Here is a 22,299-nt window from a genome sequence, read left to right on the forward strand (position 1 = left end):
CCGCGTCAGCAGTCGGGAAACAGGCAGCCCTTTTCCCGGTGGGTCGGGAAAAGGGCCGTGGTCAAATGGCCGACCAGGGCGTCGAAGGCGGGATCGTCCGCCCCCTTGGGCGCGTCGAGCCAGCCGGTGGCGTAGGTCAGCGGCCCGCCGCGGCAGAAGGCGCCCATCACGATCATCGGCCCGGTGGGCGACGGGGCGGCCGCCGGCACCGGCTGAGACCCGCACAATTCGGAATCGGTCAGGTTGATGGGCGGGTTGAAGGCCAGCGCCACGCGGTAGCCGGGCCGGGCCGAGTCGCCCGGCGTGGTGGTGAAATTGGTGACGACGCCGGGAATGCGCCGCTGCATGGCGGCGGTGACCCGGCGGGCGAAGGCTTCGCCGTCGCCGCCGAACGGGTTGCCGGCGATGGTCACGCGGAAATCCCGCCCGGACGCGGCGTAGGACGCCTCGTTGATGGAATAGGCCGCAGACGGCTGGCTGGCGACCACGCGGGGTGTATCCGAACACCCCGCCAGCATGCCTGCGGCCATCATCGCCGCCATGAACCGCATCATCTCCGCCCCCTTCGGTATCCGAGCCTCTCCTACATTAAAGCACCCCACCGCCGGGTTCCAAGGGCCGCCGGCCCTTGGTAGGGTCAAGGGACGAACGTCCCTCGAATCTTCCCGTGCCTCTATACCCCCTCTTCCTCTCCATCGTCCTGTACGGCCTGTTGAGCCACCCGGCTCCCCCATCGGTGCGGTGGGTGGAGGCGGCGGTGGGCTGCCTGCTGCTGGCGGTGACCGGCGTCCGGCGTCCGGCATCCCTGCTGTCCGGCCACGCCGCGGCGGTGGCCGGGGATGGGTGGACGTGCGCCATGGCGCTGTCGTTCCTGTGGTTGGCGTGGGCGCCGCTGCTGCGGGGCCTGAGCCTGGGGTGGGATGGGGTGATGCGCGACGTGGTGCCGCTGGGGTTCCTGTTCCTGCCGCTGATGCTGGTGCCGCCCCTGCGCGCCCACCGGGCGCGGGCGGTGCGTATTCTTGTGGCGGCGCTGGCGCTGGCGGGGGTTCTGTTCGCGGTGCGCTGGTGGAATCAGAACGGCTGGGCCTTCGGCCTGGTGGGGGGCGTGCCGCTCGGCGACGGGCCGCGCTATTTTCTCAACGCGCCGTCGGTGCTGTTCGCCGGCATCGGCCTGACGCTGGCGGGCGCCGGGGCGCTGGCGGGCCGGATGCGCGGCGGGGGGCCAGCGGCGGTGGCGGGGCTGGCCGGCGGATTGCTGTGCCTGGGGGCGCTGGCCGGGGCGGTCCACCGTCTGGCGCTGGTGCTGGCGGTGTGTGCGCTGACCTGGGCGGCAGTGCGGCAGGCACGGGGGTTGGTGCTGGCCGCGGCGGCGGCGGCGTTGCTGGCGCTGATGGTGGAGGGCAGCCTGCCCGCGGCGCTGGCGCAGGCGTGGGAGAAAAGCCGGATCTACGGCGTCAACGCCCGCGGGGCGGAGCTTGACGCGGTGCTGGTCCAGGCGGGGGACGGGCCGTGGCCGCTGCTGTTCGGCCAGGGGTGGGGGGCGCTGCTGGCCAACCCGGCGGTGGGCGGGTGGCGGGTGGGGTACACCCACACCCTGGTCAGCTACGCCTTGTTCAAGGCCGGGATTCTGGGGCTGGCGGCGTTGACGGTCTATCTTCTGGGGGCGCTGCGGGCGGTACCGGGGCTGGTGCGGCGTCATCCCGTCCTGGCCGCGGCGGTGCTGCCGCCGCTGGCGGTGTCGCTGACGCTTCACACCAGCTTCAAGTACCTGGATTGCGGCCTGCTGCTGACCCTGCTGGTGCTGGCGGGGGAGGACGAGGGGAAGGCGCCGGTTACGGCGCCCCGTACCGCCGTGCCGCCATCGTGTCGGCCATCCGCAGCGCCGCCATGAGGCTGGACGGGTTGGCCCGCCCGGTGCCGGCGATGTCGGTGGCGGTGCCGTGGTCGGGGGACGTGCGGATGAACGGCAGCCCCAGCGTCACGTTCACGCCGGTGTCGAAATCCACCGTCTTCAGCGGGATCAGCGCCTGATCGTGGTACATGCACAGCACCGCGTCGTACCGGGTGCGGGCGGCGGCGTGGAACAGGGTGTCGGCGGGCCGGGGGCCGGTGGCGTCGATGCCGTCGGCGCGCAATGCTGCGATGGCGGGGGCGATGACGTCGATCTCCTCCCGCCCCATGGCACCGTCCTCGCCCGCGTGGGGGTTGAGGGCAGCCACGGCCAGACGGGGCGAGTCGATGCCGAAATCACGGGCCAGGGCCGCCGCCGTCACCCGCCCGCAATGGACGATGGCGTCGGCGCTCAACTGGTCCAGCGCATCGCGCAGGGACACGTGGATGGTCACCGGCACCACCCGCAGATCGGCGGTGGCCAGCATCATCACCGGCTCGTCGCTCATGCCGGCCAGATGGGCCAGATACTCGGTGTGGCCGGGATGGCGGAAACCGGCGGCGTAGAGGGACGATTTCTGGATCGGGTTGGTGACCACGGCCGCCGCCCGGCGGGAGCGCACCAGATCCACCGCCCGGTCGATGGCGGCGATCACCGCCGGCCCGTTGGCCGGATCGGGGCGCCCCGGCACCACCGCGGCGGGCAGGGTCAGCGGCAGCACCGGCAGCGCGTGGCCGAACAGGGCCACCGCCTCTTCCGGGCTGTCCACCGGACGGACCGGAACGTCGATCCCGATCTGTCCGGCCAGCCACGTCAGGCGGGCCGGGTCGTCGATCATGACAAAGGGCGGAACGCCCGCGTCCCGGCGCGCGGCCCAGGCCATGAGCGCCAGTTCCCCGCCGACGCCCGCCGGCTCGCCCATGGTCACGGCCAGGGGAAGGGGCGGGCGGGCGGCGGTCATCAGACGCGGTACTCCACGAAGGCGCCGCGGCGCAGGTCGCGCAGATAGCGGCGGGACAGCAGTTCGGCCCGTTCGTTCATCAGCTCCCGCTCGATCTCCTCGCGCGTGGGCATGGCGGCGGGGGTGGTGGAGGCCGGCGGCGGCGGAGGCGGCGGCGCCTCGGCCTGCTGCTGCGGCGGGGGTTCGGGCTGGGTGATGGTCACGCCGTCGCGCGAGCACACCATCAGCACCAGCGACCCGGCACCGCCGCTCAGCACCGGGCTGGCCTGCCCGATGGGGATCACGGCGACAAGCTGGCCGAGCTGGGGCGGCATGTCCTTGATGCGCACGGTGCCCAGGTCGCCCGACTGTTCCTGGCCGCTGGCCTTGGCGCGGGCGATGAAGTCGGAGCAGCCCTTGACCGACTTGCGCAGCTTTTCCGCCTGTTCGGCGGCGGGCTTGCGCTGCTCGGGGGTTTCCGCCGGGAACACGATCTGGACCACGCGGGCCTTGGCGTTGGCGGCGATTTCCACCTTGGGCGGCTGGGGCCGGGCCTGACGCTGCTGGGGCGGGGGACGGTTGGCCTGGGCCTGCGCCATTTCGCTGGTGGTGCTGCCGAAGGTGCGGCGGTCGCGCACCAGCATGACGTGATAACCGGCGGCGGTGCGCACCGGGGCCGACATCTGGCCGGGGCGCAGGGACTGGAGCGCCGTATCGAGTTCGTCGGACAGCTCGCCCGGACGCACCCACCCCATGTCCCCACCGTTCTGGGCGCCGGCGGACTGGGAGAACTGGCGGGCCACGGCGGCGAAATTGCCGGTGCGGCGGATGTCCTCGATCAGCCGGTCGGCGGCGCGGCGGACCTGATCGTCCTGGCTGGGGTTGTCCACGGCCAGGAAGATTTCGGCCACCAGATATTCCGGCTTGCCGATGTTGGCCTTGGCGTGCTGGAGGGCTGCCTCCACCTCCTCGTCGCCGATCTGCACTTCCTGGCGGATGCGGCGCTGGACCACCTTCTGCCAGGCGAGGGCCGCCTGGATCTGGGTCTGGAGGGTGGAGACGCTGATGTTCCGGCTTTTCAGCATCCCTTCCAGCTGCTGCCGGTTGAGGCGGTTCTGCTGGGCGATGCGGTCGATGGCCTGGTTGACTTCCTCCGCCGAGGCGGTGGCGCCGACGCGCTTGGCCTCCTGAAGCTGGAGCTGTTCGTCCACCAACTGGCGCAGAACCTGCGGCTGGAGCCGCTGGCGCACCTCCCCGTTGTCGGGCAGGCCGGCGTTCAGCAGCATCAGCCGCAGCCGCGCCTCCACATCCGACACGGATATGGCCTGATCGTTGACGACGGCGGCGATCCGTTCCGCCGCACGGCTGGTGGCGGCGGCGCTTCCCTTTTCGGCGGCAACACTGGTCCGGGCGGCGGACACCCCGACAATGCCCGCAACGGCGGCGGCGATGGCGGCCCCGACGGCACGCTTACTGACCATGGTCCTTACCCGTCTTCCCGTGATGCCCGAACGCTACGGCTTGATACGGCCCCGCCGCGGGCGTGTAAACCGACTCTGATAGCCGTCTGTTTATGGTTTTTCCATGGCTTTCGCATCAGCCGTCTTCCAGATGCAACAGAACCGCCGTGCCCAGAAGCAGCGTGATGCCCGCCGGCATCCACGCGGCCATGGCCACGGGGATGGTTTCCGACAGGCCGAAGGTGCGGATGATGTCGGTCAGCATGAACACCACGAATCCGGTGACGATGCCCGCCGACACCATGATGAGCGTGCCCCCCCGCCGCGGCATGCGCAGCGAGAAGGCGGCGGCGAACAGCACCATGGAACAGAACAGCAGCGGCTGGGCCAGCAGCGCGTTGTAATGCATCCGGTGGCGGGTGGCGGGGAAGCCGCTGCGCTCCAGCACCTGCATGAAGCGGGGCAGATCCCAGAACGAGATGGTTTCCGGCGGGGCGTAGCTTTCCTCGATGGCGGCCATGTCGAATTCGGTCGGCACGGTGTAGATGGGGGCCATCTGCGGGTCGCCCTGGGGCTTGTAGATCACCGCGTCGTGCAGTTCCCACCGCCCGCCGTGCAGCACCGCCCTGGGGGCGTCCACCCGCCCGCGGTACACGGATTCGTCGTCGCCGAACAGGAACACCGTGACGTTGGTCAGTTGCATGGTCTGCATCTGCACCGCTTCGGCGTGGATGAAATAGCGCCCGTCGTCGTCGCTCTGGCGCAGCCACAGCCCCGTGCGCGACACGTCCATGGAGCTGTTGCGCAGCTTCAGATAGCGGTTTTCCATCTGGTCGTAGCGGGCGATGAACACGGCGCCGATGGGGTTGACCACCATCACCCGCACCGCCCCGATCAGCAGCGCCACGATCAGCACCGGCGCCAGGAACTGCCACGCCGAAATGCCCACCGCCCGCGCCACCACCAGCTCGTTCGAGCGGGTCAGGCGCCAGAAGGTGAACATGCCCGCGAACATGATGACGAAGGGAAAGATCTGCTGCCCGATTTCCGGCAGTTTCAGGAACGCCATGTGCAGGACGATCCCGAAGGTGACGCTGGGCTTGTTGCTGGCCCGGCGCAAAAGCTCCACCGTATCCAGCAGGAAGATGATCCCCAGCAGGATCGCCAGCAGCAGGACGAACCAGAACAGGAATTGCCGGCCGATGTAGCGCGAAAGCGTGGCGGAGGAATACATGGTGATCCGGATCCGGGCCGCGGCGGTAGGTGGTGGCAGAGGCTGCCGCCACGGCTATGTACCTCCCTTCGGCATCCGAAACAATCGTCATGGACCGGCGCCGGGGGGTAACCCGCACGGGCCCAAGCGCATGGAGACGCAGCGATGAGACTTCCGGCCATCCGCGATTTCGCCGCCGAAGGGGCCGATCCCCGGCGTTTCGCCCCCCTGGACCGCGGCTGGGCCATCGCCGTGGCCGACGTGACCGGCAGCACGGCGCTGGCCGCCGCCGGGCGGGCGCGGGACGTGAATTTCGTGGCCGGCGGCGTGGTGGCGGTGCTCAGCGCGGTCCTGGCGGACGGGGACGGCGGCGCCCCCGCCTGCCAGTTCGGCGGCGACGGCGCCATGGCCGCCGTTCCGCCCGGCCGCCAGGACGCCGCCCGGCGGGCGCTGGCCGCCCTGGCCCATTGGGCGGGGGAACTGGACGTGCCCCTGCGGGTGGGCATGGTGCCGGTATCGGCCCTGGACGATGCGGGGCTGGAGGTGCGGGTGGCGCTGCAGGATTTCGGCAACGGCAACGCCTTCGCCCATTTCCTGGGCAGCGGCGTGGCGGCGGCGGATGGGTGGGTGAAGGCCGACACCCGCTGGCACATCCCGCCCGCACCCGGCGACCTGCCGGGGCTGGAGGGGCTGTCGTGCCGCTGGAACCCGGTGCCGCCCAGCCGAGGGGTGGTGCTGTGCGTCATCGCCGACCCCCTGCCGCCGGGGGAGGCGGGTTTTGCCGTGCTGCAGCGGCTGTCGGCGGACCTGGCCGCGGTGGTGCCGGTGGCCACCGCGGCACCCTTGGGCGACGGCGGGCGGCTGCTGCCCAAATGGCCGCCGTCGCGCCGCGCGCTGTTTCTGGAAAGCCGGGCGGTGCCCCGCGGGCGGCGGCTGAAGCGCGTTGCCGTGGCGCTGCTGGGGGCGGCCATCATCGCCGCGGTCAACGCCCTGGGCCGCCCGCTGTTGGGGGTGGACACCGCGCTGTACCGCCGGGCGCTGGCCCAGCGGTCGGATTACGCCAAGGAATCCGGCGGCCCGCGCTTCGTTCTCGACGTGACGGCGGACGAGGCTGCGGCCATCGAAGCGGTTCTGGACCGCTTCGCCCAGGCGGGAGACATCGTGTACGGCACCGCCCGGTCCGCCGCCACCACCATCACGTGTCTGGTGGGCGATTTCGCCGCCGACCGCCATGTCCATTTCGTGGACGGGGCGGATCTGGGGTTCTGGCGGGCCTCGGTGGTGCTGAAGGAGCGGCAGGCGGCGTTGAAGGCCGCCCGGCCCGAACCGCTCAACAGCCGTTGAGGGCCTTGATCCGCTCGATGAGCGGGGCGCCGCCGCGTTGGCTGACGGCCACCTCGGCCACCCCGTCGCAGCGCCGCCCGCTGGCGTGGGTGTAGGTGTAGCGCACCTGCACCATCCCCGGTTCCTGGGCGTTCAGCCCCAGCACCCGCAGCGGTTCGCGCATGGCGCCGTAATAGCGGCTGATGGCCGCCGGCTCATAGGCACCGCTGCCCCGTTTCTCGGGAATGAGGGCGCTGTTGGCCGCCGCACCGTCGGCGCGCGACAGCGCGTCGTAGAAGGCGCGGACCACCTGTTCCGGCGTCGCGGCGGGGGGGGAGGTGGGGCGCGGCGGGGCGGTCATGGCCGCCGGGCGGGCCGCCGCCGCGGGGGCGGCGGGCTGGGCCGGGGCGGCATGGGCCTGTGGCGCGGGGGCGGGCGCCGGCATCGCCGCCTTGGGCGTCAGGGCCATGGGGGTGAGGGCCGTGGGCGGCAGCGCGGCGGGCGAGCCGGCCTTCGGCGCGGCGGGCGGTGCGGCCACCACCGGCTGCGCCACCGTGGGGTGCGGGGCGGCGGGCGGCGGGGCGGGGTTCGGCTGCTGGGCCGGCGGCTGCGGCGCCGGCTTCACCGCCGCTTCCCGGACCGGAGCCGGCGAGGCCGGCACCAGCGACACCGGCGCCCCGGCGGTTGCGAGCGGCGTGCCGCGGGGGCTGCGCGGACCGCGGTAGCAGTCGTCGCGTTCGGCGGCGGTCTTCAGCGGCTCGCACCGCTCCATCCGTTCCTGGCACGCCCGGCGCAGGCCGTCGTCCAGGATCTTGTCGCAGGAGGGAGGGGCGGCCAAAGCCGGGGCCGCCGCGGATGCCACGGCGACGGCCGCCGCGATCAGGGGGATGCGCATGGGGAAAACAGACGGTAGCGGGAAGGAAGGGGACCGGATCAATTATGGCCCTGAAGCCGCTCCAAATAAAGGAGCAATGCCGGGTACAGCGGATGTCCCTTGCCGGCGACCCGCTGGCAATAGCGCTTGCCAGCCCCGGTTGCCAGCCAAGCATCCAGTTCGCCCCGGCTGCGCTTTTCCATGACCATGCGGTCGATCTTGTCGAGGATCTTGTGAGTCATCACGATGCCTTGCCCAAAATATGCCAGGCGAAGCGCCGTCCCGCACGGGGCGGCCCATCGTCTTGACTTGATGGGAATGACTATGGGCCGCCCCGTGCGGATTGTGGTGCGCGGTGTCGGCATGGCTTTCATGCTGCGCTGCACAATGATTTAGGGCTTGGCGGTGCGGCATTTGCGCAACAGCGTGCCCACCGCCTCCCGTTCCCGCGGATCCTGGGACAGGGACCAGTGGGTCTTCACCTCCACCCACGCGGCGATGTAGGGGCAGACGGCGCCGTCGTCGGGGGGCAGCCAGTCTTCCGGCCCCTTGGCGCCCTTGGACCGGTTGGCGGCGGCGGACACCACCACCAGCGTGTTGGGATCGGTCAGGTCGTTGGCATAGGCCGCCCGCCGCTCGCGGCTCCAGCGGGCGCCGCCGCTGTTGTGGGCCTCTTCCAACGGCACGCGGTGGTCGATGTCCAGGTCGGCGGGCTTGCGGAACTCCTCCCCCGTATAGGCGTCGCGCCAGCGCCCGAACAGCACGTGGCAGCCGTCGCGGGTCAGGCGCGGCGGCTCCAGGCTGTCGCGGATCAGCACCTCGGTGCGGGTGGTGCGGCAGTTGCCGTTGCGGTCCAGCCAATGCGGCCAGTCCTCGCGCGCGTAGCCGCGGGCGGTCTCGGCCTGCACGGGCAGGGCGTCGAACTGGGTCTGCACCTCGGTCCAGTCGATGGAGCCGGCATCCAGCCGGCGGGGGCGGCGCCACGGCTCATCCGCCTGGAAATCGGGGAGCAGAAGCTCGGCCACCAGGGTCAGGCCGCGTTTCAGCGTGCCGCGGGGCAGCCAGTGATAATGCTCCAGCGCCCAGACCACGGCGGCGAGCAACAGCAGGTTCAGCAGAACCCGCCGCCCCAGCCGGCGCAGGCGGGCCGTCAGGGTGGACAGGCGGGGAACGGGGGACGGAGCCATTGGGAGTGTACGCCGGGCAAGAGCGGGATGAAATCCCCCGAGTCGGGACAGTCTTCCTCATGGTGCGCCGCACCTTCGCGCCGCACCATGAGGAAGGCCCCCACCCCATGGGGGTATGGGTGGCGACATTGCGCCGCGGATGACCGATTTTTCCAGTCTTCTCATGGCTCTGACCCTTATTTCCCCACCACCGGGGGCGTATAGTCGGGAACGCCGGTCTGAGGAGGGGAAGGACTATCCGCCCATGGACAGCAACGACACCACCCGCACCACCCGCACCATCCGCCACACCCTGCGCCGGCTGGACCGGGCCGGGCTGGACGCCCTGACCGCCGCCCTGGCGGCGGACGGGCGGACGGTCATCGGTCCGCGTGCGCGCGACGGCGCCGTGGTCTACGACCCCATCGACGGGGCCCGCGACCTGCCCTGGGGCCTGATCGACGAGCAGGACGGCGGCCATTACCGGCTGGTGCCGGGGCCGGACAACGCTGCCTTCGCCCACGTGGTGGGGCCGCAGAGCTGGAAGAAATACCTGTACCCTGCGCGCCAGACCCTGTGGCACGGCCGGCGCGACGGCCAGCGCTTTTCGGTGGAGGTGCCGGCGGACCCGCCGCCGCGCTATGCCTTCATCGGCGTGCGGGCGTGCGAGCTGGCGGCCATGGCGGTGCAGGACCGGGTGTTCGGCGTGCGCGCCCATTCCGGCCAGTCGGCGGGGCAGCAGCAGTACACCGACACCGGCTACGCCGCCCGCCGGGCCGGCGCCTTCATCGTCGCGGTCAACTGCGCGCGGGCGGGGGGAACCTGCTTCTGCGCCAGCATGGGCACGGGGCCGAAGGTGGAGTCCGGCTATGACATCGCGCTGACCGAACTGACCGGGGGCGGCCAGTCCGTCTTCGTGGCCGAGGGCGGCAGCGATGCCGGGTGGGCGTTGCTGGACCACCTGGGTGCCCCCGATGCCGGCGACGGCGATGCCCGTGCGGCGGACCGGGTGGTGGCGGCCACGCGCGAGCACATGGGCCGCACCATGGTGCCCGGCGTCGAACGGCTGCTGGCGGACAATCTGGAGCATCCCCAGTGGGACGTGGTGGCGGCGCGGTGCCTGTCGTGCGCCAACTGCACCATGGTCTGCCCCACCTGCTTCTGCACCACGGTGGAGGACACCACCGACCTGACCGGCGAGCATGTGGAGCGGTGGCGGCGGTGGGATTCCTGTTTCACCGTCGATTTCTCCTACATCCACGGCGGCAGCATCCGCCAGGGGGCGGCGTCGCGCTACCGCCAATGGATGACGCACAAGCTGTCGCACTGGCACGACCAGTTCGGCACGTCGGGCTGCACGGGCTGCGGGCGATGTATCACCTGGTGCCCGGTGGGGATCGACATCACCGCAGAAGCCCGCGCCATCCATGAAACCGGCGCCGGCACGCATCAGGGAGGATAAGCCATGGTCGCCATCGAGGGTCTGGGCCGGCTGCTGGCCGAACACCCGTTCTTCCAGGACATGAAGCCGGACGTCCGCGATATCGTGGTCGGCTGCTGCGCCAACGCCCATTACCGCCCCGGCGAATTCCTGTTCAAGGAGGGGGGGAAGGCCGACCATTTCTACCTGATCCGCCAGGGTACGGTGGGGGTGGAGGTGCATGTTCCGGGCCGCCCCGGCGTGGTGGTGGAAACCATCGGCGAGGGCGACATCATCGGCTGGTCGTGGCTGGTGCCGCCCTATGTCTGGTCGTTCGATGCCCGTGCCATGGATCAGGTGCGCGCCATCACCATCGACGGTGCGTGCCTGCGCCCGAAGCTGGAGGCCAACCACGAGCTTGGCTACGAGATGTACAAGCGCTTCATCCCCATCATGGGGCGCCGCATCGGCGAGGCGCGCCTGCGCATCGTGGAGCTGACCACCGAACCGGGCCGCGACTGACCCCGCCTCATCCCCTTACGGAGTGCTGACCCCATGGACGGCGCCCTGCTTCCCCGTCCCGCCCCGGCGGACGATCCGATGGTCCCCCGCACCTTCCGCATCGAGCGGCGGGCGGCGGAGGTGGATGGGTGCTTCACCCTGACCCTGAAAGCCACCGACGGACGGCCCTTCGCCTTCCAGCCGGGGCAGTTCAACATGCTCTACGTCTTCGGCGTGGGGGAGGTGGCGATCTCGGTGTCCGGCGACTGCCGCGACCTCAACACCCTGACCCACACCATCCGCGAGGTGGGGACCGTCACCCGCGCCATGGCGAAACTGCGGGTGGGCGACGTGATCGGGGTGCGCGGCCCGTTCGGGCGGCCCTGGCCGATCGCGGAGGCGTACGGCAACGACATCCTGTTCGTCACCGGCACCGTGGGTCTGGCCCCGCTGCGCCCGCTGATCTACGAGGTGCTGAACCGGCGCGAGCATTTCGGCAAGGTGGTGATCTGCTATGGCTCCCGCGGCACCCACGACATCCTCTATGAAAAGCAGCTTCACCAGTGGCGCGGGCGGTTCGACCTCCAGGTCCACGTCACGGTGCATTCGGCCCCCAGCGGTTACCGCGGGCGGGTGGGCAGTGTCGCCAATCTGGTGAAGATCGCCCGTTTCGACCCCGACCACACCACCGCCTATGTCTGCCGGTCGGAAACCATGACCCGCCCGGCGGTGCAGGCGCTGCATGACCGCGGCATCACCTCCGACCGCATCTATGTGACGCTGGAGCGCAACATGAAGTGCGGTGTCGGCTTCTGCGGCCATTGCCAGATGGGGCCGTCGTTCATGTGCAAGGACGGGCCGGTCTACCGCTACGACACCATCGAGGACATCTTCACCGTACGGGAGCTGTGACCATGGCGGCTGTTCCGACAAAGCCCCGGCGCCGGCCCAAGCTGGCGGTGTGGAAATTCTCCTCCTGCGATGGCTGCCAGCTTTCGCTTCTCGACTGCGAGGACGAGTTGCTGGCGGTGGCCGAGGCGGTGGAGATCGCTTATTTCCTGGAAGCCACCCGCGCCGAGATCGCCGGCCCCTATGATATTTCCCTGGTCGAAGGGTCCATCGGCACCGCCCACGACGCCGCCCGCATCCAGCAGATCCGCAAGCAGTCCAAGGTGCTGATCACCATCGGCGCCTGCGCCACCGCCGGGGGCATCCAGGCGCTGCGCAATTTCCGCGACGTGGACGGATTTATCCGGGCGGTCTATGCCCGGCCCGACTACATCGACACGCTGGCCACATCCACCGCCATCCAGGATCATGTGAAGGTGGATTTCGAGCTGCGCGGCTGCCCCATCAGCAAGGAACAGTTGCTGGAGGTGCTCAACGCCTTCCTCAACCACCGCCGCCCGGTGGTGCCGCCCATGAGCCAGTGCATCGAGTGCAAGATGCACGGCACCGTCTGCGTCATGGTCGCGCGCGGCACGCCGTGCCTGGGGCCGGTGACCCAGGCCGGGTGCGGCAACCTGTGCCCGGCCCACGACCGCGGCTGCTACGGCTGTTTCGGGCCGAAGGAAACCCCCAACGTGGCCGCACTGACCAAGCAGTTCGCAGCGCTGGGCCGCACCGACGGCGACATCGCCAACGCGCTGCGCTCGTTCAACGCCAACGCCGAACCCTTCCGGGCGGAAGCCCAGCGCCGTGAAACCCCGCCACACCGGGTGCCGTCATGACCATCACCGAAACCGCCCCGTCCGCATCCCGCACCATCAAGGTTGACGCCCTTGCCCGCGTGGAGGGGGAGGGGGCGCTGACCGTGCGCGTGAAGAACGGCGTCATCCAGGATGTGAAGTTCCGCATCTTCGAGCCGCCGCGCTTCTTCGAAGCGCTGCTGGTGGGCCGCCCACTGACCGACGCGCCCGACATCACCTCGCGCATCTGCGGCATCTGCCCGGTGGCCTACATCACCGGCTCGTCCCAGGCGATGGAAGATGCGCTGGGCGTCGATGTGGGCGACGGCATCCGCCGGCTGCGCCGGATGATGTATTGCGGCGAATGGATCGAAAGCCACGTCCTGCACGCCTATCTGCTGCACGCCCCCGATTTCTACGGGCTGGAGGATTCCATCCAGTTGGCCCGCCAGGCGCCGGGGGTGGTGGAGCGGGCGCTGCGGCTGAAGAAGCTGGGCAACCGCATCCTGGAGGTGATCGGGGGCCGCGCGGTCCACCCCGTCAACACACGGGTGGGCGGATTCTACAAATCGCCGGACCGGGCGGCGGTGCGTGGGCTGATCGAGCCGCTGAAGCAGGCGGTGGAGGATTCGCTGGCAACCGTCCGCCTGTTCGCCGGGCTGGAATTTCCCCACTTCGAACCCGACTACACCTTCGTCGCCATGCACCACGGCACCGATTACCCCATCGAACGCGGGCGCATCGTGTCGAACCGCGGGCTGGACATCGCCATCGCCGATTTCGAGCAGCATTTCGACGAGGAGCATGTGGCCCATTCCAACGCGCTCCACGGGGTGATGAAGGACGGCTCCGGCCCCTACATGGTGGGGCCGCTGGCCCGCTACGCCCTCAACCACGCGCAACTGTCGCCCCTGGCGCGGGAGGCGGCGGCGGGCGCCGGGCTGGGACCGGTGGTGCGCAACCCGTACAAGAGCATCATCGTGCGGGCGGTGGAGGTGCTCTACGCCTGCGAAGAGGCGCTGAAGCTGGCCGAGGATTACCAGGAACTGGCCGTCCCCGCCATCGACCTGCCGTTCCGGGCCGGCACGGGCACCGGCTGCACCGAGGCGCCGCGGGGCATCTGCTGGCACCGTTACGGCGTGGACGGCGCGGGGCGGATCACCGCCGCCCGCATCATCCCCCCCACGTCGCAGAACCAGAAACAGATCGAGGCCGATTTGCGCGCGGTGGTGCAGGACAATCTGCACCTGCCCGACGACAAACTGAAATGGCGCTGCGAGCAGACCATTCGCAATTACGACCCCTGCATCTCGTGCGCCACCCATTTCCTGACCCTGACGGTGGAGCGGGATTGATGGACCAATGTCGTATAGAATGTATATAAACGCGAATAACGTCTTCTTTGTTATCAATCAGCCCCGCCTTTTTGGCGGGGCTTTTTGTTCTGTATTTTGCATCATTAGAGTGTGATCGGTTCAAACGGAATCGTTTGAAGCGTGAATCACACGGGAAAACCAAAAGCTTAGAGTCCTTCAGGTGCTTCAATAAGCACCTGAAGGACTCTAAAAAGATCGCGGCACTGCACGCGGACTGGACCGGGAGTCCGGCGAATCGGGAGGCTGCACCTTCCAGATGTGGCTGCCGGCGGACGGGGTGTCAGATATCTGACGTTTTCTGATACGCCGAAGCCGGGGCGGCAGGATATTTCATCAGATTTCGTAAGAATAAATAAGAATTAGATCATTGACAATATTTGATTGTTTGGCGCACTCTTTCTTCATGAAAAGATAGAGAAATTCATTCAATAATCAATAATGACATCAAATATAAAGTTATTACTTGATGAATATGCCTAAGTATTTAAAAATATTTCTTAATATATTGATGGAGAGGATATTTCGCGCCCGCCGGTTATACTGTTTCCTATACAGCATGGGAGTATGCTTGAGAACAAGACACAGCAGTCCAGCCCGAGCGGAATGATTCCCATCAGCGCATCGGTCGGCGGCGGTGCGGATACCGTCACTCCGCTGGGCTATTCCTTCTGTCCGCCCGCTACCGCTTCGGCCCCCCCGACGGTGGCGCCGGTCACCGTCGGCTCGCCCACTCCCGGCTCGGTCAACGTCGGTATCCGGCCCCTGATCCAATACGACTACAGCTTCGACGCCGCGAACGGCCGGCTGACCTTCACCGTGCGTTCGTGAACGCCTCCGCGGGCTTTCCGTCTGTCTTCAACGGCCCGAACCAAAGGAACGACATTCATGTCCGATACGACCCCAACCCTGATTCCGCCCCTGGTGGCGCCCCTGACCCCGACCCCGCTGCCGGCCCCGGTCACCGGTCTGACCGACAAGCAGGTGGCGGCGCTGGGTGGGACCATCGTTCCGCTCTACATCTACCCGATTCCGCCCAAGCAGTCGGATCTCGCTCCTTTCGAGCCTTCGACGGGAAAGACGTCCGATCAGGGCCACAAGATCGGCATCGTGGTGGATGTCACCATCCCGTCCACCGGCGCCACGGCCACCAACGTGCTGTATGAATTCGACACGGGTGGCAAGGGCTTCTGGGCCAGCCAGGGGCAGTTCACGGCGTCGGGCACCAACCCGGTCGTCCCGGCTTCGGGGAATGCCGCCAACCTGGGCGCCGTAATCACCCAGTATTCCAGCGGCATCACCTATCTGGGGACCGGTGTGGTCGCCACCGTCAGCCTCCCCCAGGCCGTCGTGCCCGACAACGGCCCGGTGCCCACCGTCACCACCGGCATGGCCGTGGTGGAAACCATCCTGGAACTGTCGGATGGGCAGGAGCTTCCCGGCTCCTTCCCTATCTTCGGGAATTTCTCCGGCGACTTCGGTGTGTCGCTGCAGCAGACGGCGACGGTGACGCCGCCGCTGAAGCACAACCTGCCGTATCCTTTCGACCTGCAGGTTCCCTCCCAGCAGCCCGCCCTGCTGAGCATCATGGCACAGCTCGGGGTGGACAGCTTCATCGTGGATCTGGTGACGCTCACCACGCCTGCGGCGGCGCCGGGGGCCGGCACGCTGCCGGTGAAGGCCGGGCGTCTGATCCTCGGCCCGTCGTCGGCCTTCGCACCCTATTTCCCGCAGTACCAAGCGATGACGGCGACCGGCACCACCTACACCCCGCCGCAGTCCAGCGCCTCCGCCGCCTCCGCCAAGCCCATCGCGACCTATGAGGAAGCGCTGCTCTTCGGCTCCCTGGCGGTGGCGTCGAATCAGGCGGTGGGCGTGCCGGTGGTGTTCGATACCGGTGCGCCGGGCGTGATGCTGCACAGCGGGGAGCAGCCCCCGCAGCTTTCCAAGGACGGCTTCACCCCCGTGGTGGGCGATCAGCTCCTCCTCAACACCCAGCTTGATAGCGGTGAGGGCACCGGGTTCGAATCCAACGTCCAGTCGCTGCTGTCCTTCACGGTGGGCGAGGTGATCGGCGAGAACGCCGCCAGCATGGCGGGGATTGTCGGCCAGACCCAGTCCGGCTTCATCAACACCGGCCTGACCACCTTCCTGGCGTACCAGATCATGTACGACCTGCAAAACGGCCTGATCCGCTTCCCGGCGCAAGGCAAAGCGACGACGTGACCCGTATCCGGGACAATTCCCGGTGAGATGACGGCCCGGAATCCCCGCCGCGGGGGTCCGGGCCTTTTCCCGTTTGGGTCTTTGCCCGTTACCGGGCGGTGGGGGTGGGAAGAGTGCTGCCGTCCAAATTTAACAATTCAAATTAGTTATTTTATCTATTCCACATGTATGCTGTATTATGTCCATTCGTTCTATAGGGAAATGGGGAATAGCCATGACACACCCGACAGGCACCCTGGTGGCGGAACGGTGGACGGCGGCCGCCGGGATGCCCGGCGGCTCCGGCCCCGCGGCCCTGGCCCGGCTGGCCCGGCGGCTGGCGGGGGTGCCGGACCGGCTGCTGCCGCTGGTGCTGCCGGCGGCGGTGCTGGCGCTGTGGCAGGCGGCGGCCTTCTGGGGCTGGCTCTCGCCCCAGATCCTGCCGCCGCCGCTGATGGTGCTGGACACCCTGGCCGATCTGGTGCGCACCGGCGAACTGGGGGACGCCATGCTGATCAGCCTGCAGCGGGTGGTGTCGGGCTTTGCCATCGGCGGCACGCTGGGGGTTGCGGTGGGGGTGGCCATGGGGCTGTCGAAACCGCTGGAACAGTACCTCAACCCGCTGTTCAAGGCGATTGCCCAGGTGCCGTCGCTGGGCTGGCTGCCGTTCCTGATCCTGCTGGTGGGCATCGGCGAATCCCTGAAGATCATCATCATCGCCAAATCCTGCTTCGTGCCCATGGTGCTGAACACCCACGAGGGCATCCGCGCCATTCCCCGCCAGTACAAGGAGGTGGGACAGGTGTTCCGGCTCGGCCGCTGGACCCTGATCCGCCGGGTGATGCTGCCGGCGGCGCTGCCGTCGGTGTTCGGCGGCGTGCGGCTGGCGCTGAGCCACGCGTGGATCGCGCTGGTGATCGTGGAGATGCTGGCCTCGACCGAGGGGGTCGGCTACCTGATGACCTGGGGCCGCACCCTGTTCCAGATCGACATCGTGATGGCCGGAATGGTGGTGATCGGCATCATCGGTCTGGCCATGGACGCCGGGCTCAAGCGCATCGAACAGCGCCTGCGCCGCTGGGCGCCCGATGCGGCCTGACGGGTGGGGAAGGGGGACGCGCCATGACCGCTGACCGCCACGCCGTTCTGCGCGGTGCCGCCGTGCCCCTGGGGCTGCTGGCGGCGTGGAGCGCCGCGGCTCATCTGGGCCTTGTGAATTCCCACCTGCTGGTGCCGGTGGAGCGGGTGCTGCTGGTGCCCTTCACCGATCCCCACGGGCGCAACCTGTGGCCGGGGCTGGCGGCCAGCCTGACGCGCATGGTGGCGGGCTTCGCCATCGGCGCCGGGCTGGGGCTGGTTCTGGGCGTGCTGATGGGGGTGTCGCGCACGGCCGAGCGCATGGTCGGCCCCAGCCTGAACGCCGTGCGCCAGATTGCCCTTTATGCCTGGATACCGCTGCTGACCGCATGGTTCGGCAGCGGCGATCTGGCCAAGGTGGCGTTCATCGCGCTCTCGGCGTTCTTTCCCATGGTGCTGAACACCCACGACGGCCTGCGCGCCGTGCCCGCCCCCTTGCTGGAGGTGGCGCGGGTGCTGCGGCTGTCGCCGGTGCAGACGGTGCGGCGCGTGCTGCTGCCCGGTGCCCTGCCGTCGATCTTCATCGGGGTGCAACTGGCGCTGATCTACGCCTGGATCGCCACGGTGGGGGCGGAATACGCCATGGGGCTGGGTCTTGGCGTCGGCACCGTGCTGTCGGAGGGGCGGGAGCATTTCCGCATGGACATCGTGATCGCCGGTGTCCTGACGCTGGCCCTGGTGGGCTATGGCATCAACACCCTGTTTGACCGTCTGTTCCGCCGGATGCTGGTGTGGCAGCCGGCGGGCCGCTGAGGATCGTAGGGGAGCATTCGTTATGGCTGTTGCGGGTACCTTGGATCTGCGCGGGGTCGGCAAGACCTATCACGTCAACGGGCAGTCGCTGCCGGTGCTGCACAACATCAACCTCACCGTCGAACCGGGCAGCTTCGTCGCCATCGTCGGGGCCAGCGGCTGCGGCAAATCCACCCTGCTGCGGCTGGTGATCGGGCTGGACGACGCCGACGGCGGCGACATCCTGCTGGACGGCACCCCCATCCGCGGGCCGGGGCTGGAGCGCGGCATCGTGTTCCAGGAACACCGGCTGCTGCCCTGGCTGACGGTGGAGCAGAACGTCGGGCTGGGGCTGGAGGCCAGCCGGATTCCCGCCGCCGACAAGCGCCGCTCGGTGCAGGAGCATATCGACCTTGTCGGTCTCGGCGGTTTTGAAAAAGCTTATCCCCACCAGTTGTCGGGCGGCATGTCCCAGCGCGCGGCCATTGCCCGCGGGCTGGTCAACCGCCCGGAAATCCTGCTGCTCGACGAACCCCTGGGGGCGCTTGACAGCCTGACCCGCGCCTATCTGCAAGACGAACTCCGCCGCATCCAGGCGCAGGAGGGTGTGACCATGCTGATGGTCACACACGACGTGGAAGAGGCGGTGTATCTGGCCGATACCGTGGTGGTGATGGAACCCCGGCCCGGCCGCATCCGCCGTGCGGTGACGGTGGGCCTTCCTCACCCCCGTGACCGCGCATCGGCGGACTTCACCGCCGTGAAGGACGAAATCCTCAAAGAACTCAGCCGTTAGAATTCATTTTCATCACCGAGTTGTTTGACGGGCTGGCGGAATTTGGTCCGCCGGTCCTTTGGTGCTGACCGATTGTCATGAAAAATTATTATCATTCCAATCGGATTTTCTTTATTGACTACTTATTTTATGGGTTTAATAATTTATTCCACACAAAGAAATTCGCAACTGCTTCCTCATCAACATTCCAGAAACGGAGTTCCCATGCCGCTGACCCCGTCCAACAGCCTGGCCCTTGGCACGCCGGCCCCGGCCTTCTCCCTGCCCGACCCGGCGGGGAAGGTGGTGTCGCTGGCGGATTTCGACGGGGCGCCGGCGCTGTTGGTGGCCTTCATCTCCAACCGCTGCCCCTATGTGAAGCTGATCCGCGAGGCGCTGGCCGCCTTCGCCGCGGACTACCAGCCGCGCGGGCTGGCGGTGGTGGCCGTCAACGCCAACGATTTCGACGCCCACCCGGAAGAAACCCCGGCAAAGACGGCGGAAGAGGCGGCGGCCGTCGGCTACGGCTTCCCCTATCTGGTGGACGCCGACCAGCGGGTGGCCCAGGCGTTCCAGGCGGCCTGCACCCCCGATTTCTTCCTCTACGACCGCAGCCGCGGCCTCTACTACCACGGGCAGTTCGACGACGCCCGGCCCAACGGCGCCACGCCGGTGACGGGCGGCGACCTGCGTGCCGCCGTTGACCGACTGCTGGCCGGCGAAGCGCCGCCGGCGGAGCAGAAAAACAGCATCGGCTGCAACATCAAATGGCGCCCCGGCAACGAGCCGGACGCCGTTCTCCCCGCCTGATCCGGTGCACCCCCCATGCCCATCACCGACCCGCTGTTCTACCTCGCCGCCGTTCCGGCGGTTCTGCTCGCCGGAATCGGCAAGGGCGGGCTGGGGGGATTGGGTCTGTTGTCGGTACCGTTGATGGCCCTTGTGGCCGGGCCGGTGCAGGCGGCGGGGGTGATGCTGCCGATCCTGTGCGTGATGGACCTGTTCGGCCTGTGGGCCTACCGCCGGTCGTGGAACGGGACGCTGCTGAGGGTGATGCTGCCCGGCGCCCTGATCGGCATCGGCGCCGGCACGCTGGCCTTCGGCCATCTGGACGAAGACGCCGTGCGGCTGGTCATCGGTCTGCTGGCGGTGGGTTTCGCCGGCCGCTACTGGCTGACGCGGCTGCTGGCCCGGCCCGAGGCGGCGGCACGGGCGCCGTCGCGGGCGGCGGGGGTGTTCTGGGCCGGGGTGTCGGGCTTCACCAGCTTCCTGGCCCATGCCGGCGGACCGCCGGTGATGGTGTGGCTGCTGCCCCAGCGGCTGGACCGCATGACCCTGGCCGGCACCACCGTGGTCCTGTTCGGCATCGTCAACTGGGTGAAGCTGGTTCCCTATGGCTGGCTGGGGCAGTTGGGCGCGGCGAACATGGCAACCGCCCTGGTGCTGTCACCCCTGGCACCGCTGGGCATCTGGATGGGCGTGCGCCTGACCCGCCGGCTGAACGACGGGCTGTTCCACCGGCTGAGTCACGCCGTGCTGCTGCTGACCGGGCTGAAGCTGTGCGCCGATGCCTTTTCCTCCTCCCCCTGAAGGACGTTTTGCATGACCGCACCTGTTGCCCACCCCGGTCCCGACGGCGTGGATCTCGTTCTGGATACCGACGTGCTGGTGCTGGGCGGCGGACCCGCCGGCACCTGGGCCGCCCTGGCGGCGCGGGAGGCCGGGGCCGCCGTCATCCTGGCCGACAAGGGCTATGTCGGCACCAGCGGCGCCACCGCACCGTCGAACACCGGCGCGCTCTATCTGCCCGACCCGGCGCAGCGGGCGGCCCTGATCGCCAAACGCTGGCCGGGCACCCATGGTCTGGCCGACCGCGCGTGGCTGGAGCGGACCATGGAGATCTCGTTCCGCCGCATCGACCAATTGGCGGACAAGGGCTATCCGTTCCCGGTGGACGAGACGGGGCAGACGTACCGCGCCAACCTGCGCGGGCCGGACTACATGCGCTTCATGCGCAAGCTGGTGCTGGAAGCGGGCGTGCGGGTGCTCGACCATTCCCCGGCGCAGGAACTGCTGGTGGACGGCGAGGGAACGGTGGCCGGGGCCGCCGGCTACAGCCGGCAGCAGAACCAGCGCTGGCGGGTGCGGGCCGGGGCCGTGGTCATCGCCACCGGCGGCTGTGCCTTCCTGTCCAAGGCGCTGGGGTGCAACGTGCTGACCGGCGACGGCTATCTGATGGCGGCGGAGGCCGGGGCCGTGATGTCGGGCATGGAGTTTTCCAGCGTCTACGGCATCGCCGCCGCCCACGCCTCGGTCACCAAGGGGCTGCCGTTCTTCTGGGCCACCCTGACCCACGAGGACGGGTCGCCGGTGGAGCCCAAGGGCGACCGCGCCACCACCATCGCCAGCGCGCATGTGTCCGGGCGCACCGTCTACGCCAAACTGGACAAGGCCGACGAGGCCATGCGCGGGTGGCTGCGCCGCAGCCAGCCCAACTGCTTCCTGCCCTTCGACCGGCTGGGCATCGACCCCTTCACCCAGCGGTTCCCGGTGGGGCTGCGGCTGGAGGGGACGGTGCGCGGCACCGGCGGCATCCGGCTGACGGACGAGACCTGCGCCACCGGCGTGCCCGGCCTCTACGCCGCCGGGGATGCGGCAACGCGGGAGGAGATCGGCGGCGCCAGCACCGGGGCCGGCGGCCCCAACGCCTCGTGGGCCATCGCCACCGGGGCGCTGTCGGGGGCGGCGGCGGCCGTCTTCGCCCGCACCGCCGGGACGGGGCGGGCCCTGCGCGCCATCGGCGGCGCCGGCCTGCGGCCGTCCGACGGCGGCAGCGCCATCGCGGCGGACGAGGTGGTGCGCGCGGTCCAGGCGGAGATGCTGCCGCCGGAGCGCAACCTGTTCCGCACCGGCGCCGGGCTGGACGCATCCCGCGACCGGCTGGACGGGGTGTGGACGGAAATCGCCGCCCGCCCGCTGTCCGGCGACCCGGTGCGGGTGCGCGAGGCGGCGGCCATGGCCGCCACCGCCCGCTGGATCGTCGCCAGCGCCCGCCAGCGCCCGGAAACCCGCGGCATCAACCGCCGCACCGACCGCCCGCTGACCGACCCCGATCAGGCCCGCCGCATCCTCAGCGGCGGCCTTGGCCGGGTGTGGGCGCGGCCCGTTCCTGAGACCACCGTCACCCGTTCGGGAGTTCCGTCATGATCACGCTCGTCAGCGAATCCCGGTGCGCCGCCTGCGGCCTGTGCGTGCGCGTCTGCCCGGTGAATGTGTTCGACCCCCACCCGGACGGGGTTCCCCGCATCGCCCGTGCCGCCGACTGCCAGACCTGCTTCCTGTGCGAGATCTATTGCCCCGCCGACGCCCTCTATGTGGCGCCCCAGGCGGACGCGGCGGTGACGGTGGACGAGGCGGATCTGGCCGCCCGCGGCCTGTTGGGCGGCTACGCCCGCGCGCTGGGCTGGAAGCGGGGCCGCATGGGCGGCACCGCCGAGGACCAGACCTTCCGCCTGCGCGCCGCCACGGCGGGCATGGAAATCCCCCGCCCGGCCCCCGCCGAGGGCACGACCCGCGCGGCCTGACCCCCCCTTTTCTCCGG

At 69.2% G+C, this 22,299-nt stretch carries 23 protein-coding genes; 16 read left to right on the forward strand and 7 right to left on the reverse strand.

Annotated elements, in window-relative coordinates:
* Positions 1 to 5: 5 nt before the first annotated feature.
* The gene (locus M2352_RS17690; protein WP_264665824.1) at positions 6 to 554 is read right to left on the reverse strand and encodes a hypothetical protein; all 549 of its coding nucleotides are present in this window, start codon (positions 552 to 554) and stop codon (positions 6 to 8) included.
* Positions 555 to 667: 113 nt separating this feature from the next.
* Here M2352_RS17690 and M2352_RS17695 point away from each other — a divergent pair, with 113 nt between their 5' ends.
* Positions 668 to 1,891, forward strand: coding sequence for a hypothetical protein (locus M2352_RS17695; RefSeq protein WP_264665825.1), 1,224 nt, complete (start codon positions 668 to 670; stop codon positions 1,889 to 1,891).
* On the opposite strand, the gene pdxA is transcribed toward M2352_RS17695, so the two are convergent.
* The 3 genes from pdxA to lptG form a co-directional block, all read right to left on the reverse strand.
* Entirely contained in the window at positions 1,833 to 2,852 is a 1,020-nt protein-coding gene (gene pdxA, locus M2352_RS17700) for a 4-hydroxythreonine-4-phosphate dehydrogenase PdxA (RefSeq protein ID WP_264665826.1), read from the reverse strand. The two genes, M2352_RS17695 and pdxA, sit on opposite strands and share 59 nt — an antisense overlap.
* Positions 2,852 to 4,312: a peptidylprolyl isomerase gene (locus M2352_RS17705; RefSeq protein ID WP_264665827.1), complete on the reverse strand. Its 1,461-nt coding sequence runs from the start codon at positions 4,310 to 4,312 to the stop codon at positions 2,852 to 2,854. The genes pdxA and M2352_RS17705 overlap by 1 nt, the downstream gene beginning before the upstream one ends.
* Positions 4,313 to 4,427: 115 nt before the next feature.
* Positions 4,428 to 5,525, reverse strand: a complete 1,098-nt coding sequence (gene lptG, locus M2352_RS17710; RefSeq protein ID WP_264665828.1) for an LPS export ABC transporter permease LptG — start codon at positions 5,523 to 5,525, stop codon at positions 4,428 to 4,430.
* A gap of 144 nt (positions 5,526 to 5,669) precedes the next feature.
* Between lptG and M2352_RS17715 the strand changes: the two genes are divergently transcribed.
* Positions 5,670 to 6,848, forward strand: a complete 1,179-nt coding sequence (locus M2352_RS17715) for a DUF3095 domain-containing protein (RefSeq protein ID WP_264665829.1) — start codon at positions 5,670 to 5,672, stop codon at positions 6,846 to 6,848.
* Here the strand turns inward: M2352_RS17715 and M2352_RS17720 are convergent.
* The 3 genes from M2352_RS17720 to M2352_RS17730 form a co-directional block, all read right to left on the reverse strand.
* On the reverse strand, positions 6,835 to 7,722 hold the full coding sequence (locus M2352_RS17720; protein ID WP_264665830.1) for a nuclear transport factor 2-like protein: 888 nt from the start codon (positions 7,720 to 7,722) through the stop codon (positions 6,835 to 6,837). The two genes, M2352_RS17715 and M2352_RS17720, sit on opposite strands and share 14 nt — an antisense overlap.
* 38 nt (positions 7,723 to 7,760) lie before the next feature.
* A complete protein-coding gene (locus tag M2352_RS17725; protein ID WP_264665831.1) occupies positions 7,761 to 7,943 on the reverse strand; it encodes a hypothetical protein in 183 nt (60 codons plus the stop codon).
* A 150-nt stretch (positions 7,944 to 8,093) separates the two neighbouring features.
* The gene (locus M2352_RS17730) at positions 8,094 to 8,888 is read right to left on the reverse strand and encodes an HNH endonuclease family protein (RefSeq protein ID WP_264665832.1); all 795 of its coding nucleotides are present in this window, start codon (positions 8,886 to 8,888) and stop codon (positions 8,094 to 8,096) included.
* A 244-nt stretch (positions 8,889 to 9,132) separates the two neighbouring features.
* Here M2352_RS17730 and M2352_RS17735 point away from each other — a divergent pair, with 244 nt between their 5' ends.
* The 14 genes from M2352_RS17735 to M2352_RS17800 all read left to right on the forward strand — a co-directional run bounded on the left by M2352_RS17735 (position 9,133) and on the right by M2352_RS17800 (position 22,282).
* Positions 9,133 to 10,329 (forward strand): 4Fe-4S dicluster domain-containing protein, encoded by a 1,197-nt coding sequence (locus M2352_RS17735; protein ID WP_264665833.1) that lies wholly within the window; start codon positions 9,133 to 9,135, stop codon positions 10,327 to 10,329.
* 3 nt (positions 10,330 to 10,332) lie between these two features.
* Complete coding sequence (locus M2352_RS17740) at positions 10,333 to 10,809, forward strand: cyclic nucleotide-binding domain-containing protein (RefSeq protein WP_264665834.1); 477 nt, start codon at positions 10,333 to 10,335, stop codon at positions 10,807 to 10,809.
* 33 nt (positions 10,810 to 10,842) lie between these two features.
* Positions 10,843 to 11,700 (forward strand): FAD/NAD(P)-binding protein, encoded by an 858-nt coding sequence (locus M2352_RS17745; protein WP_264665835.1) that lies wholly within the window; start codon positions 10,843 to 10,845, stop codon positions 11,698 to 11,700.
* 2 nt (positions 11,701 to 11,702) lie between these two features.
* Positions 11,703 to 12,518, forward strand: coding sequence for an NADH-quinone oxidoreductase subunit B family protein (locus M2352_RS17750; RefSeq protein ID WP_264665836.1), 816 nt, complete (start codon positions 11,703 to 11,705; stop codon positions 12,516 to 12,518).
* Entirely contained in the window at positions 12,515 to 13,831 is a 1,317-nt protein-coding gene (locus M2352_RS17755; protein WP_264665837.1) for a Ni/Fe hydrogenase subunit alpha, read from the forward strand. The genes M2352_RS17750 and M2352_RS17755 overlap by 4 nt, the downstream gene beginning before the upstream one ends.
* Before the next feature lie 624 nt (positions 13,832 to 14,455).
* Positions 14,456 to 14,680 (forward strand): hypothetical protein, encoded by a 225-nt coding sequence (locus M2352_RS17760; protein WP_264665838.1) that lies wholly within the window; start codon positions 14,456 to 14,458, stop codon positions 14,678 to 14,680.
* A 57-nt stretch (positions 14,681 to 14,737) separates the two neighbouring features.
* The gene (locus M2352_RS17765; protein ID WP_264665839.1) at positions 14,738 to 16,075 is read left to right on the forward strand and encodes a hypothetical protein; all 1,338 of its coding nucleotides are present in this window, start codon (positions 14,738 to 14,740) and stop codon (positions 16,073 to 16,075) included.
* A gap of 214 nt (positions 16,076 to 16,289) precedes the next feature.
* A complete protein-coding gene (locus tag M2352_RS17770; protein ID WP_264665840.1) occupies positions 16,290 to 17,153 on the forward strand; it encodes an ABC transporter permease in 864 nt (287 codons plus the stop codon).
* A 23-nt stretch (positions 17,154 to 17,176) separates the two neighbouring features.
* Positions 17,177 to 17,944, forward strand: a complete 768-nt coding sequence (locus tag M2352_RS17775) for an ABC transporter permease (protein WP_264665841.1) — start codon at positions 17,177 to 17,179, stop codon at positions 17,942 to 17,944.
* A 22-nt stretch (positions 17,945 to 17,966) separates the two neighbouring features.
* Positions 17,967 to 18,719 (forward strand): ABC transporter ATP-binding protein, encoded by a 753-nt coding sequence (locus tag M2352_RS17780; protein ID WP_264665842.1) that lies wholly within the window; start codon positions 17,967 to 17,969, stop codon positions 18,717 to 18,719.
* Between the two features lie 204 nt (positions 18,720 to 18,923).
* Positions 18,924 to 19,508, forward strand: coding sequence for a thioredoxin family protein (locus M2352_RS17785; protein WP_264665843.1), 585 nt, complete (start codon positions 18,924 to 18,926; stop codon positions 19,506 to 19,508).
* A gap of 15 nt (positions 19,509 to 19,523) precedes the next feature.
* A complete protein-coding gene (locus M2352_RS17790; RefSeq protein WP_264665844.1) occupies positions 19,524 to 20,288 on the forward strand; it encodes a sulfite exporter TauE/SafE family protein in 765 nt (254 codons plus the stop codon).
* Between the two features lie 12 nt (positions 20,289 to 20,300).
* A complete protein-coding gene (locus M2352_RS17795; protein WP_264665845.1) occupies positions 20,301 to 21,905 on the forward strand; it encodes an FAD-dependent oxidoreductase in 1,605 nt (534 codons plus the stop codon).
* Positions 21,902 to 22,282, forward strand: a complete 381-nt coding sequence (locus M2352_RS17800; protein WP_264665846.1) for a 4Fe-4S dicluster domain-containing protein — start codon at positions 21,902 to 21,904, stop codon at positions 22,280 to 22,282. Before M2352_RS17795 ends, M2352_RS17800 begins: the two co-directional genes overlap by 4 nt.
* Positions 22,283 to 22,299 lie beyond the last annotated feature (17 nt).

It is taken from the genome of Azospirillum fermentarium, assembly GCF_025961205.1.
In the GTDB taxonomy this organism is placed as follows: Bacteria; Pseudomonadota; Alphaproteobacteria; order Azospirillales; family Azospirillaceae; genus Azospirillum; species Azospirillum fermentarium.